Source organism: Sphingobium sp. TomTYG74, assembly GCF_055393875.1.
This window is the reverse complement of sequence record NZ_AP027341.1, coordinates 119981-132387: the sequence shown is the minus strand read 5'-3', so window position 1 is coordinate 132387 and position 12407 is coordinate 119981. Positions and strand designations below refer to the sequence as shown.

Genomic DNA, 12407 nt, shown 5'->3' with positions numbered 1-12407 from the left:
CCGACAATATGCTCAACGATGCCGTTGCCGCAACCGCCTTCCGCCGCCTGATTGCGCATTTGCAGCACAGGACCGACGTCCAGAACATCGATCTGATGGGAATAGCGGGCTTTTGCCGCAATTGCCTCGCCGATTGGATCGCGGAAGCCGACGGCAATTTGAGCAAGGATCAGGCGCGCGAAATCATCCACGGCATGCCCTTTTCGGAGTGGAAACAGCGCCATCAGAGCGAGGCGACGCCGGAACAGATCGCAAAGATGCAGGAGAGTGTGGCGAAGAACGCTGACAATCATTAGGAGCGTGCGCCAACCCGATTCACATTCTATCCGGAGATACATTATATGAGCGAGGGCAACGTCGCCGCCGATCAGCTACGCCTTCTTATCGAACGCATCGAGCGGCTCGAGGAAGAGAAGAAGGGCATCGGCGACGACATCAAGGACGTGTATCTGGAAGCCAAGGCGACCGGCTATGATCCGAAGATCATGCGCCAGATCGTCCGCCTGCGCAAAATGCCGCAGCATGACCGGCAGGAAATGGAGGCTATTCTCCAGACCTATCTGTCCGCCCTGGGCATGGAATAAGACCCCTTCTTCCTTTCGTCCTCAGCTTGTCGAAGGTCCCTTCTTTCTTCAAAAAGGACCTTCGGCCAGCAAGGCGCGGGAGACACATCATGTCCGAGATTATCGTCAGCACCACCAGCCGCCTCGAAGGGCGTCCGGCAAAAGAATATCTCGGCATCGTCACCGGCGAGGTGATTGTGGGCGCCAATCTCTTCCGTGACCTGTTCGCCAGCGTGCGCGACATCGTCGGCGGGCGTTCGGGCGCTTATGAGGATGTGCTCCAGCGGGCGCGTGAGCAGGCGATTGGCGAGATGCGCATGCGAGCGGCAACACTCGGCGCCAATGCCGTCGTCGGAGTCGACCTCGATTATGAAGTGCTGGGTTCCAACGGGTCGATGCTGATGGTGTCGGCATCCGGCACCGCGATCCTCGTCTAGTTGCGCTTGGGCAGGACCCCCGCTAGAGAGCGCCCTTCGGTTCAGACAAGTTTAGGAGCAGGCCGTGGCCGGCCATAGCAAATTCAAGAACATCATGCATCGCAAGGGCGCGCAGGACAAAAAGCGCTCCTCGATGTTCTCCAAATTGAGCCGCGAAATCACCGTGGCCGCGAAGATGGGCATGCCCGACCCGGACATGAACCCCCGCCTCCGCCTGGCAGTGAACGCGGCCAAGGCGCAATCCATGCCCAAGGACAATATCCAGCGCGCGATCGACAAGGCGATCGGCGGCGACACGGATAATTACGAGGAAATCCGCTACGAGGGCTATGGCCCCGGCGGCGTCGCCATCATCGTTGAAGCGCTGACCGACAATCGCAACCGCACTGCGACCAACGTCCGCACCGCCTTCTCGAAAAATGGCGGCAATCTGGGCGCATCCGGGGCGGTGAGCCATGGTTTCGACCGCATGGGCCTGATCACCTATCCCGCTAGCGCTGGCGATGCCGATGCGATCTTTGAAGCGGCTCTGGAAGCAGGCGCGGACGATGTGTCGTCGAACGAAGACGAACATGAGATCTGGACCGCCATGGACGCGCTGCACGAAGTCGCCAAGGCGCTGGAAGCCAAGCTCGGCCCGGCCGAAGGCGCCAAGCTCGCCTGGAAGCCGCAGACGACTGTCGAAGTCGATGAAAGCAACGCCGCCACGCTGATGAAGCTGGTCGATACGCTGGAAGATGATGACGACGTCCAGACCGTCTGGGGCAATTATGAAGTGTCCGACGAAGTCATGGAGAAGCTGGGTTGAGAAATACCCTCCCCTCTCCCCCACGGGGAGAGGGTTGCACGGCCTTGGCAGCGTGCTGCCTAGGCGAAGCTGGGAGAGGGGGGAGCCCCCTCACCTTCCGTACTTCCACTCTCCAAGTCCGGCTGACCGGCAAGCCGGTAAGCCTCCCTATCCTCTCCCCTGAAGGGGCGAGGATGTCCTCATGATCATCCTTGGACTCGACCCCGGCCTTGGCACCACTGGCTGGGGCTTGATCGCGGCTGACGGCAATCGCCTCACGCACATCGCCAACGGACAGATCAAGACCGACGCCGACATGGCGCTGGCAACGCGGCTGTTGGCGCTTGATCTCGCGCTCACTGACCTGATCCTTGAACATCAGCCCAATGGCGCGGCGGTCGAAGAAGTGTTCGTCAACGTAAACCCGCAATCGACGCTGAAGCTGGGTCAGGCCCGCGGCGTCGTGCTGCTAGCGGCATCGCGATCGGGCATGGAGGTTGGCGAATATGCGGCGCGGCTTGTGAAGAAATCCGTCGTCGGCGTTGGCAACGCGTCGAAGGATCAGGTCCACGCCATGGTTTCGCGGCTGTTGCCGGGAGCCAAGGTTGCGGGACCAGATGCTTCCGATGCGCTTGCCGTGGCGATAACGCATGCCCATCACCTCGCCAGTGCCCGCCGCATTCCGCTTCGTTGAAAGCAAGACTACGAAAAGATCGACCACATTCAAAAAGACCCGCCGGAACACGTCCCGGCGGGCGCCTTGAACTTCACTGTGAAGACTATCAGTCCGGCTTCTTGGCAACGCTCACCAAGGCCGGGCGCAGCAGGCGATCGCGGATGGTGTATCCCGCCTGCATTTCCACCAGCACGGTTCCCGGCTCGACATCATCCGACGGCACTTCCATCATGGCCTGATGCTTGTTGGGATCAAGCGGCTCTCCGACCGAAACGAGCTTTTCAATGCCATTGCGGCCAAAGACCCCTTCCAGTTCCCGGCCGGTCGCTTCAAGCCCGGCAACCAGCCCCTTGAACTTCTCATCGTCACGCAGTTCCGCCGGGATAGCCTGCAGGGCGCGTCCCAGATTGTCCGCGACCGATAGCATGTCCCGTGCGAAAGACGTCGCAGCATAGGCACGCGCGTCGGCCAGTTCCTTTTCCAGCCGCCGACGGACATTCTGCGTTTCGGCATGGGCGTAAAGCGCGTCCTGCTTCGCCGCCGCCAGTTCGCCCTCCAGGGCCGCCAGGCGTTCGGAGGCAGCGTCGCCCACAGGCGCCGCGTCCTCGGGCAGTTCGTCAACGACTTCAGTATTTTCGATATTCAGCTTGTCTTCGCTCATCTCATCAATCTCGATAACGTCTGCGCAGTGAAATCCACCATGGGGATCACCCGCGCATAGTTCAAGCGCGTCGGGCCAATGACGCCGACCACGCCGACAACACGGCCATCGCCGCCCCGGTAAGGCGCGGCTATGACCGAAGAACCGGAGAGGGAAAAGAGCTTGTTTTCCGACCCGATGAAGATTTTCGTCGCGCTGCCCGCCAACGCGCCTTCCAGCAGGCGCGAAATCTCCTGCTTGCCTTCCAGCTGTTCGAGCAGCTGGCGCACCCGTTCCAGATCCGCGGCGGTGCCGTCATCCAGCAGATGCGCCTGGCCGCGCACGATCAGTACCGGACGGTCATCCGCATCCTGCGACCAGACGGCGATGCCACGCGCCACCAGTTCGCGCGCCGCGCCCTGAAGCGCGGTTCGCTCGCCTTCCATCTCACGATGCAGGGCCTCGCCCGCTTCCCTGAGTGTCATGCCGGCAAAGCGTGCGGACATGAAATTCGCCGCTTCGTTCAACATGCCGGGCGTGACGCCCGCTGGCATATCGAGCACGCGGTTTTCCACAGAGCCATCCTGTCCCACCAGCACGGCCAGCGCCTGACGGCCGTTGAGCGGCACGAAACCGAACTGACGCATCACCGGCTCGCGCTTGGGCACCATGACGATGCCCGCGCAGGCGGAGAGGCCCGATAGCGCAGCGGTCGCGGCGGATAGTGCTTCCTCGATCGGGCCACCCTCGGCAATGCCTGCCTCGATCGCGCGGCGTTCCTCGACCGAAGGCTCGGCAGCCTGCATCATGCCATCGACAAAAAGGCGCAATCCGGTTTCGGTCGGCATGCGCCCTGCCGAAGTGTGCGGGGCGGCCAGCAGTCCCAGTTCCTCCAGATCCTGCATCACGTTGCGGATCGATGCAGGCGACAGGCTGAGCGAAGCGATCTTGCTGATGGTGCGCGAACCCACAGGCAGGCCGGTGCCGAGATAGCTTTCAACCACCACCCGGAAAACGTCGCGCGCCCGCTCATTCAGTTCGGTAACCGGTGTGACCGCCATGCGCCCTATCTAGGCGAGCAACGGGCCGCACTCAAGCCGGGGCTATCTTACGGCGGACGGCTTCACCATGGCGTCGATGTCCAGCATCCGGGGAACCGCCGCGATGGTGGCACGCAATTTGCCATAGCTGGCGTCCATGCATCCCGACTGAAACTCCAGCCGGGTGGTCGGCTGCTGATCCCTGGTCCATTCGATCGAGTAGCCCGGCATATCAGTCGCGAAACGGGTGCAATTTTCACCATGAGCGATGCGCCGGACTGTTCCCGCCGGTGGCCGGAATTGCGCCAGCGCGGCTCGAAAGCGGCGATATTGCGCAGGCGTGACCGTAAAGCGCGTCGCACCCGGAACGGCGGTGAACCGCTCAGGCTCCAGCAGGCCCGAACCATCAGGCGTCACCTGCAGGCTATAAGTTGGGCAAACGCCGAAACAGGGACCCGCCGAAAAACGGATCGTGTCACCGGCAGCTACGGGCTTTTCCAGCTCGGGTCTTTCCGCCGCGCAACCGACGGTCAGGACTACGCCCGCCAAAATCATCATCGAACGCAATTGCATGCGCGTTTCCTACCATCTTTCGTACGTATCGCCACTGGCAAGACGACGCTCCCGGCGCTAAGCCGCACCGACTAATCGCTTCGGAGAAAATATTTATGCGTCCTTCCGGCCGCGCGCCAGACCAGATGCGCGACATCACCATGGAGCCCGGCTTCACCATCCATGCCGAGGGCAGCTGCCTGGTCAGCTTCGGCGATACACGAGTGCTGTGCACCGCTTCGGTGGAGGAAAAGGTGCCGCCCTTCCTGCGCGGCAAGGGTTCAGGCTGGGTGACGGCGGAATATGGCATGCTGCCCCGCGCCACTCATACGCGCGGCAGCCGTGAGGCGGCCAAGGGCAAGCAGTCAGGTCGCACACAGGAAATTCAGCGCCTGATCGGCCGGTCGCTGCGCACCGTCGTCGATATGAAAAAGCTGGGCGAGCGGCAGATTGTTATCGATTGCGACGTGATCCAGGCCGATGGCGGCACCCGCACAGCGGCTATTTCCGGCAGCTGGGTGGCCTTACGCATTGCCATCGACAAGCTGATCGCTTCGGGCGCGCTGACCGAAGACCCGATCATCCAGAAGGTCGCGGCGATCAGCTGCGGCATCTATAATGGCACGCCGGTGCTCGACCTCGACTATGCCGAGGACAGCAATGCTGAAACGGACGCCAACCTGATCCTGACCGGCGACGGCAAGTTTGCCGAAGTGCAGGCGACGGCCGAGGGCGCCGCTTATGACGAGGAAGAACTGCTGCGTCTGCTGCGTCTGGCGCGCATCGGTTGCTCGCAAATCTTCGCCGCGCAGGACAAGGCGACGGGACGATAAGCGCATTCGTCCGTTCGTTTCGGGCGTTTCGAGAAATGCTATCTATGCACTGCGCGCTTCTCGACTATGCTCGAAGCGAACGGGGAGAATGACATAATCATGAGCGACGATTTCGGACAGGAACAGGCCATCCGCAAGCTGGGGCCGGGCAAGCTGGTGATCGCCAGCCACAACCCGGGCAAGGTTCGCGAAATCGGCGAACTGCTGGCGCCCTTCGGCATCGAAACGGTGTCGGCGGCCGCTCTGGACCTGCCCGAACCCGACGAAACCGGCACCACCTTCATCGCCAATGCCGAACTGAAGGCGATGCAGGCGGCCGACCTGTCGGGCCTTCCCGCGCTGGCCGATGATAGCGGGCTGTGCGTCGAGGCGCTGAACGGCGATCCTGGCATCTTTTCCGCTCGCTGGGCGGGTGAGACGAAGGATTTCAGCATCGCCATGCAGCGCGTATGGGATGCGATCGAAGCCAAGGGGCCTGACGCGGGGCACGGCGCGCATTTCATCTGTGCGCTGGCGCTTGCATGGCCTGATGGGCATGTCGAAGTGTTTGAGGGGCGGGTTGACGGCATCCTCTGCTGGCCGCCGCGCGGGGACAAGGGCTTTGGCTACGACCCCATGTTCCAGCCGTTGGGCCACACGATCAGCTTTGGCGAGATGGAGCCGGAAAAGAAGCATGCGATGAGCCACCGCGCGGATGCCTTCGCGCAGCTGGTGGCGACGGTTTTCTAGAGAGGCGACGCGGGCTTATTCGCCCCTGCTGGCCAGACGGGAGCCAAAGGGGCTGTCGTCGGCGTCCAGCGGACCTTTGCCAAAGGCGTTGCCTGCGGGAAAATAGCGGCAGACGAGATAATCGTAATTCTGCCCCTCGGCGAGGGCGCAGCCGACCTTTTTCGTGCCGCGCCAGATTATCTGCGTGTAATGGCCGACATCTTCCCAACGGCCCGACAGGCTGATGTCCGGCAATTTGCCTCCCCGCCGGAACAGGCGTTTTTCGTCGAGGAAGGCGCCGATCATCGTGTCATATCCATAGAGTCGTCGCGGACCCATCCAGAGATTCTCGCCGCTGGGAACAGCGCGGGATGCGCGCGGGGAATGCTGGAAGCGGTTGGTCTCGGCCATCTGCCGGGCATAGCGGGCAGCGTCCTGCGCAAGGGCGCTGTCCCAAACCAACGGCGTAAGACCCAGCGATTCGCGCTCGTCATTGTGCATGCCCAGAACCACGTCGCGCAGCAGTATGTTGCCGCGTTCCGCTTCCTCCATGCCGTAATAGGCGGCGGGCATGACCGCCTGGGTGGGCACCGCCCGGCTCAACGGGGAGGCTTTGGCTGGCTGAGCGGCAATGACCCCCGTCATCGCGAGCGCTGCCGTTGCTAGCCCGATGGCCCAAAGCCGTCTAAGGACAGCTCCACTCATGCCCCTGCCCCCTATCGATTCCCCGGCGCCCGCGCCTGAAGCCATGGCCTTATATGTCCATTGGCCATTTTGCGTTTCCAAATGTCCTTATTGCGATTTTAACAGCCATGTCCGTGCGGACATCGATACCGAAGCGTGGCGGGCGGCGCTGCTGGACGACTTGGCTCATGAAGCGGGGCTGACTGGCGGGCGCCCGCTCTCATCCATCTTTTTCGGCGGCGGCACGCCATCGCTGATGCCGCCGGAGATCGTCTCGAACATCATCGACGCTGCCGCCAGCTACTGGCGGCCAACGGCGGACATGGAAATCACGTTGGAGGCTAATCCGAGTTCGGTGGAAGCGGCGCGCTTTGCCGATCTGGCGCGTGCGGGGGTGAACCGGGTGTCACTGGGGGTGCAGGCGCTCGACAATCAGGCGCTGCATTTTCTCGGCCGTGCGCATGATGTGGGTGAGGCGCTGGCGGCGCTGGATGTCGCGCAGTCGGTGTTCGGTCGCGTGAACCTGGACCTCATCTATGCGCGGCCCGACCAAAGCGAGGCGGACTGGGAGGCGGAGCTGGCGCGCGGCCTTGCCTTTGGAACGGATCACCTGTCGCTTTATCAATTGACGATCGAGCCGGGCACGCGGTTCGCTACCCTTGTCGCTCAGGGGAAGCTGACGCCCGCTGATCCGGACCATGCCGCCACCCTGTATGAGCAGACACGTGACATGGCCGCTGCCGCCGGTTTGCCTGCTTATGAGATCAGCAACCATGCACGGTCGGGCCAGGAAAGCCGCCACAACCTCACCTATTGGCGATATGGCACCTATGCCGGGATCGGCCCCGGCGCGCATGGGCGGCGTGAGGGGATGGCAACGCTAAGACATAAAAAGCCCGAAAACTGGATGGGCGCCGTGCGGCGCAACGGCCACGGGCTGCAAAGCGAGGAAGTGCTGACGCCAGAAGATCGCGGGCGTGAAGCGCTGCTGATGGGATTGCGACTTGCGGAAGGCGTCGATCTTGATCGCATCTCGGCGCTATCCGGTATTCCCGTCGAGCAGCTGATCGACGAAGCGGCCATTGCGCGGCTCGCCCAATTGGACCTGATCGAACGTCAGGATCAGCGCCTAAGGATCACGCCAGCAGCCATGCTGCTGCTGGACGCCATTCTGCCAGAGATTGTTAAGGTCTGATTGCGGCGATTCAGTTTGCCGCTGCGACGCCTTCATCGGCCATCAGCTGCTGAAGCTCACCGGCTTCATACATTTCCATCATGATGTCGCTGCCGCCGACAAATTCGCCCTTCACATAGAGCTGCGGGATGGTCGGCCAATCCGAAAAAGCCTTGATACCTTGCCGCACCAACTGATCCTGCAACACGTCCACCGACTCATAGGCAACGCCCAGATGATCGAGGATGGCAATTGCACGACTGGAAAACCCACATTGCGGGAACAGGGGTGTTCCCTTCATGAAGAGCACGACGTCATTGCTGTTCACAATATCGGCGATCCGCTGATGCACGGCGTCGGTCATGGGTCGGTCCAGTCCTGTCGGGCGCCGCGATCACGGGCGGCGCGCATGAAAAATAATAGCGGTTAGTTGGGAACGGCAGTGGTCAGTTGCAAGGCGTGCAGCACGCCGCCCATCCGACCGCCGAGCGCGGCATAGACAGCGCGCTGCTGCGCGACCCGGCTCATGCCCCGGAAGCTTTCCGCTACGACACGCGCCGCATAATGATCGCCATCACCGGCGAGGTCGGTAATCTCCACCTCCGCGTCCGGAATGGCCGCCCGGATCATGTCCGCAATGTCTTCGGCAGCCATCGGCATGGGTCGTGTCCGTCCTGCTTACTGGGCTTCGATGAAGTGGCGGCGCGCGATCACCTGCTGCTCTTCCAGAGCCGCTCGTACGCCTGGCTCATCAATGTCTACGCCCGCCTGGGTCATGTCGCCCACCAGCTTGCGGATGACATCCTCGTCGCCAGCTTCCTCAAAATCGGCCTGCACTACAGATTTGGCGTAGGCGTCGGTCTCCTCCGGCGTCAGTCCCATTTTGACTGCGGCCCATTCGCCGAGCAGCCGGTTCCGCCGCGCCTGGATGCGAAACTGCATCTCCTGGTCATGGGCGAACATATTTTCAAAGGCCTTTTCGCGGTCGTCGAAAGTCGTCATGCCTGTGCCTTGTCAAAAAGAAGCTGAAGTCTGGGATGAGATAGGAAGATCGGGACGGTTACGCAACGGCGGGAACAAGCCACGGCCGCAGCCCCGCATCCTTTGCCTCGAACTGGCTGATCGTATCGGCCTGCCCCAGCGTCAATCCGATCTCGTCCAGCCCGCCAAGCAGGCAATGCTTGCGGAACGGGTCGATTTCGAACTGGAAGCGGTCCTGAAACTGCGTCGTAACGGTCTGATGCTCAAGATCGACATGGATCGGATCGCTCTTGGCGACTTCCATCAGCCGGTCGATCGCTTCCTGCGGCAGCACCACGGTAAGGATGCCGTTCTTGAACGCGTTGCCAGAGAAAATGTCGGAAAAGCTCGGCGCGATCACCACCTTGATGCCAAGGTCAGCGAGCGCCCAGGCAGCATGTTCGCGGCTCGACCCGCAGCCGAAATTGTCGCCCGCGATCAGGATCGGGCTGCCAGCATATTCCGGATCGTCAAAGACGTTGCCCGGTTCCTTGCGCAGCACCTCAAACGCGCCCTTGCCAAGGCCCGAGCGCGAAATGGTCTTCAGCCAATGCGCCGGAATGACGATGTCGGTATCGACATTCTTCATCCCGAACGGATAGGCCTTGCCCTCAACGATATTCAGCTTGTCCATCAATGCGCCCGCTTGGTCTCCAGGCGGCGGCTATCTTCCGCACGCCCGAGGGTCGCCGCCATGGCGGCACTGGCCAGCGCGCCGAGCGCCAACACCCAGAATACCTTCTTCATGCGACCACCTCTCCCTGTTTTTCGTTGAGCAATTCGCGCACGTCGGTCAGATGGCCGGTGATGGCCGCAGCAGCCGCCATCTCGGGCGAGACAAGATGCGTCCGTGAGCCCGGTCCCTGACGGCCCATGAAGTTGCGGTTGCTGGTGGACGCGCAGCGCTCGCCCGCCGGGACCTTATCCGGGTTCATACCCAGGCACGCCGAGCAACCGGGTTCGCGCCACTCAAAACCTGCCTCGGTGAAGACGCGGTCGAGCCCTTCGGCTTCGGCCTGTTGCTTTACGAGGCCAGAGCCGGGAACGACCAGCGCCTGCTTGATGCCATCCGCGACATGGCGGCCCTTCAGCAGCGCGGCGGCGGCGCGCAAATCTTCTATGCGGCTGTTGGTGCAGCTGCCGATGAAGATATGTTCGACGGCCACGTCCTCCATCCGCTGCCCGGCGGTGAGGCCCATATAGTCCAGGGACTTCTGCGCGGCGGCGCGCTTGGATGCGTCGGCAAAGCTCTCCGGATCGGGAACGACGCCGGTCACGGGCACGACGTCCTCGGGGCTGGTGCCCCAGGTGACGTTGGGCACGATGTCGGCGGCATCGATCACGATCGTCTTGTCGAACTGCGCGCCTTCATCGGTCGCCAGCGCCTTCCAATAGGCAACTGCGGCATCCCAATCAGTACCCTTGGGCGCCATGGGACGGCCCTTCAGATAAGCGACGGTTTTTTCATCCGGGGCGAACAGACCGGAACGAGCGCCCGCCTCGATCGACATGTTGGCGACGGTCAGGCGGCCTTCGATCGACATGTCGCGGAAGACAGAGCCACGATATTCCATGACATAGCCGGTGCCGCCCGCCGTGCCGATACGGCCACAGATGGCCAGCGCCACATCCTTGGGCGTAACGCCGAAGCCCAATTCGCCTTCGACGACCACTTCCATGGTCTTCGATTGCTTGAGCAACAGCGTCTGCGTGGCGAGCACATGCTCCACCTCCGACGTGCCAATGCCGAACGCCAGCGCGCCCAATGCGCCGTGCGAGCTAGTATGGCTGTCGCCGCAGACCAGCGTCGTGCCCGGCAGGGTAAAGCCCTGTTCCGGCCCGACTACGTGAACAATCCCCTGTTCCAGATCCGCGTCGCCGATAAGGCGGACACCGAATTCCGGCGCGTTTCTTTCCAGCGCGGCAAGCTGCTGCGCGCTTTCGGGATCCGCGATGGGGATGCGGTTGCCCTGTGCGTCGCGGCGGGGCGTCGTGGGCAGATTGTGATCCGGCACCGCAAGCGTAAGATCGGGGCGACGCACCGGGCGGCCCGCTATCCTTAGACCCTCGAAGGCCTGGGGACTCGTCACCTCATGAACAAGGTGGCGGTCGATATAGATGAGGCAGGTTCCATCGGGACGGCGTTCAACGACATGCGCGTCCCAAATCTTCTCGTACAGCGTGCGGGGCTTGACCATAACCCTCTCCCCCTAGACCCAGAGCGGGCGCGGCGAAAGGGGGCATGGCGGCAATATTTGCTGTCTACGCCGATAGCATGCTTGCCAAAGGCAGGTCAGGACGCGCGATAATCCGCAATAATGCGGCCAGCCGCGCCGACCTCCGCCTCATGGCTTTCCTCGCGCCAGGTTTCGGCGAGAGCGGCGGCTTCCCATTCCTGCATCGCGGGGTGGGCCAGCATGTGATCAACCCATCCGTGCGCCACTGGCCCGACATTCAGGTCATAGGTCCGCACCCGGAATGCGACGGGAGCGTAAAAGGCGTCGATCGCGGTGAAGGCTGGCCCGGCAAGGAAAGGACCGCCAAAGCGCTTCAGCCCCTCCCCCCACAATTCCGAAAGCCGCGCTATGTCGCGGTTCAACTGGGGCGAGGGCAGGTCGCGTTCGACTCGCACACCGACATTCATGGGGCATTCGTTGCGCAGGGTCGCAAAGCCGCTGTGCATTTCCGCAACGGCGCTTTGGGCGAAGGCGCGGGCGGATTCTTCCTGCGGCCATACGGCAGGGTGGCGATCGGCGAGATAGAGGGTGATGCCGAGCGAGTCCCACACCGTACGATCTCCGTCGATCAAGGCAGGCACCTGCCCGGTCGGTGAAAAGTTGCGGAAGGCAGAGTAATTTATGCTCTGCACAAAGGGCTCAAGCCTATCCGTGAACGGAATGCCGAGCGCCTTCATCAATACCCAGGGACGCAGTGACCAGCTGGAATAATTCCGGTTCGCGGTAATGAGCGTGTAGGGCATGGGGGCTCTCCCGTCGGGTCTGACACCTCCAGGATAAGCGTCTGGCCGTTCGGGCGAAAGCGCAAAGCTTGCTAAGGCGATCGACAAAAAGCCCGCCGCCGGGGGCCGTCGGCGGCGGACTTCCTGTCATCGGTGCGGGCAATCAGCGCAGGCGGCCGAGCCGGTGATAGAGGTTGGCGAACTTCACCGAATCCGGCGTATCCTTCACCTTCTGTAGATAATCGGCCACCGCCGTCCTGAGCAGCGAGAAATCCTCGGTCGAGAAAACCGCGCGGGACCTTGCAGGTTCAGTCATTTCGTCCTCCTTTCCTTG

19 protein-coding genes are annotated in these 12407 nt (G+C 62.3%); 8 read left to right on the top strand and 11 right to left on the bottom strand.

Annotated features, from left to right (window positions below):
• Positions 1–8: 8 nt before the first annotated feature.
• The 5 genes from ACZ5TB_RS00690 to ruvC all read left to right on the top strand — a co-directional run bounded on the left by ACZ5TB_RS00690 (position 9) and on the right by ruvC (position 2481).
• Positions 9–296, top strand: a complete 288-nt coding sequence (locus ACZ5TB_RS00690) for a DUF1244 domain-containing protein (RefSeq protein WP_464792450.1) — start codon at positions 9–11, stop codon at positions 294–296.
• A 45-nt stretch (positions 297–341) separates the two neighbouring features.
• A complete protein-coding gene (locus tag ACZ5TB_RS00685) occupies positions 342–584 on the top strand; it encodes a DUF2312 domain-containing protein (protein WP_449471166.1) in 243 nt (80 codons plus the stop codon).
• 89 nt (positions 585–673) lie between these two features.
• The gene (locus ACZ5TB_RS00680) at positions 674–1000 is read left to right on the top strand and encodes a heavy metal-binding domain-containing protein (RefSeq protein WP_174525906.1); all 327 of its coding nucleotides are present in this window, start codon (positions 674–676) and stop codon (positions 998–1000) included.
• Between the two features lie 64 nt (positions 1001–1064).
• Positions 1065–1808, top strand: coding sequence for a YebC/PmpR family DNA-binding transcriptional regulator (locus ACZ5TB_RS00675; RefSeq protein ID WP_464778939.1), 744 nt, complete (start codon positions 1065–1067; stop codon positions 1806–1808).
• A gap of 181 nt (positions 1809–1989) precedes the next feature.
• Positions 1990–2481 carry a crossover junction endodeoxyribonuclease RuvC gene (gene ruvC, locus ACZ5TB_RS00670; RefSeq protein ID WP_464778938.1) on the top strand — a complete coding sequence of 164 codons (492 nt, stop codon included), beginning with the start codon at positions 1990–1992 and terminating at the stop codon, positions 2479–2481.
• An 88-nt stretch (positions 2482–2569) separates the two neighbouring features.
• Here ruvC and grpE read toward each other — a convergent pair whose 3' ends face one another.
• Genes grpE through ACZ5TB_RS00655 form a run of 3 tightly spaced genes read right to left on the bottom strand, consistent with a single transcriptional unit; the run spans position 2570 to position 4716 of the window.
• A complete protein-coding gene (gene grpE / locus ACZ5TB_RS00665; RefSeq protein ID WP_464778937.1) occupies positions 2570–3124 on the bottom strand; it encodes a nucleotide exchange factor GrpE in 555 nt (184 codons plus the stop codon).
• A complete protein-coding gene (gene hrcA, locus ACZ5TB_RS00660) occupies positions 3121–4164 on the bottom strand; it encodes a heat-inducible transcriptional repressor HrcA (RefSeq protein WP_464791636.1) in 1044 nt (347 codons plus the stop codon). Before hrcA ends, grpE begins: the two co-directional genes overlap by 4 nt.
• A 42-nt stretch (positions 4165–4206) precedes the next feature.
• Positions 4207–4716: a DUF6438 domain-containing protein gene (locus ACZ5TB_RS00655; protein ID WP_464791635.1), complete on the bottom strand. Its 510-nt coding sequence runs from the start codon at positions 4714–4716 to the stop codon at positions 4207–4209.
• A gap of 95 nt (positions 4717–4811) precedes the next feature.
• Between ACZ5TB_RS00655 and rph the strand changes: the two genes are divergently transcribed.
• Positions 4812–5528, top strand: a complete 717-nt coding sequence (gene rph, locus ACZ5TB_RS00650; protein WP_460987463.1) for a ribonuclease PH — start codon at positions 4812–4814, stop codon at positions 5526–5528.
• Positions 5529–5627: 99 nt separating this feature from the next.
• Positions 5628–6257 (top strand): RdgB/HAM1 family non-canonical purine NTP pyrophosphatase, encoded by a 630-nt coding sequence (rdgB, locus tag ACZ5TB_RS00645; RefSeq protein ID WP_464791634.1) that lies wholly within the window; start codon positions 5628–5630, stop codon positions 6255–6257.
• Between the two features lie 15 nt (positions 6258–6272).
• Here the strand turns inward: rdgB and ACZ5TB_RS00640 are convergent, their stop codons facing one another.
• Entirely contained in the window at positions 6273–6881 is a 609-nt protein-coding gene (locus ACZ5TB_RS00640) for a CAP domain-containing protein (RefSeq protein ID WP_464791633.1), read from the bottom strand.
• A gap of 58 nt (positions 6882–6939) precedes the next feature.
• On the opposite strand from ACZ5TB_RS00640, the gene hemW reads away from it, so the two are divergent.
• A complete protein-coding gene (gene hemW / locus ACZ5TB_RS00635) occupies positions 6940–8115 on the top strand; it encodes a radical SAM family heme chaperone HemW (RefSeq protein WP_464791632.1) in 1176 nt (391 codons plus the stop codon).
• 10 nt (positions 8116–8125) lie between these two features.
• Here hemW and grxD read toward each other — a convergent pair whose 3' ends face one another.
• From grxD to ACZ5TB_RS00600, 7 genes are all read right to left on the bottom strand, one after another.
• The gene (gene grxD / locus ACZ5TB_RS00630) at positions 8126–8458 is read right to left on the bottom strand and encodes a Grx4 family monothiol glutaredoxin (RefSeq protein WP_196225323.1); all 333 of its coding nucleotides are present in this window, start codon (positions 8456–8458) and stop codon (positions 8126–8128) included.
• A gap of 62 nt (positions 8459–8520) precedes the next feature.
• The gene (locus ACZ5TB_RS00625; protein ID WP_097090923.1) at positions 8521–8754 is read right to left on the bottom strand and encodes a BolA/IbaG family iron-sulfur metabolism protein; all 234 of its coding nucleotides are present in this window, start codon (positions 8752–8754) and stop codon (positions 8521–8523) included.
• Positions 8755–8772: 18 nt separating this feature from the next.
• On the bottom strand, positions 8773–9096 hold the full coding sequence (locus ACZ5TB_RS00620) for a DUF1476 domain-containing protein (RefSeq protein WP_464791631.1): 324 nt from the start codon (positions 9094–9096) through the stop codon (positions 8773–8775).
• Positions 9097–9154: 58 nt separating this feature from the next.
• On the bottom strand, positions 9155–9748 hold the full coding sequence (gene leuD / locus ACZ5TB_RS00615; RefSeq protein ID WP_460987457.1) for a 3-isopropylmalate dehydratase small subunit: 594 nt from the start codon (positions 9746–9748) through the stop codon (positions 9155–9157).
• A 109-nt stretch (positions 9749–9857) separates the two neighbouring features.
• Positions 9858–11312, bottom strand: a complete 1455-nt coding sequence (gene leuC, locus ACZ5TB_RS00610; protein WP_464791630.1) for a 3-isopropylmalate dehydratase large subunit — start codon at positions 11310–11312, stop codon at positions 9858–9860.
• Between the two features lie 95 nt (positions 11313–11407).
• Positions 11408–12094: a glutathione S-transferase family protein gene (locus tag ACZ5TB_RS00605; RefSeq protein WP_464791629.1), complete on the bottom strand. Its 687-nt coding sequence runs from the start codon at positions 12092–12094 to the stop codon at positions 11408–11410.
• A 142-nt stretch (positions 12095–12236) separates the two neighbouring features.
• Positions 12237–12389, bottom strand: a complete 153-nt coding sequence (locus ACZ5TB_RS00600) for a hypothetical protein (protein WP_196225318.1) — start codon at positions 12387–12389, stop codon at positions 12237–12239.
• Positions 12390–12407: the final 18 nt, after the last annotated feature.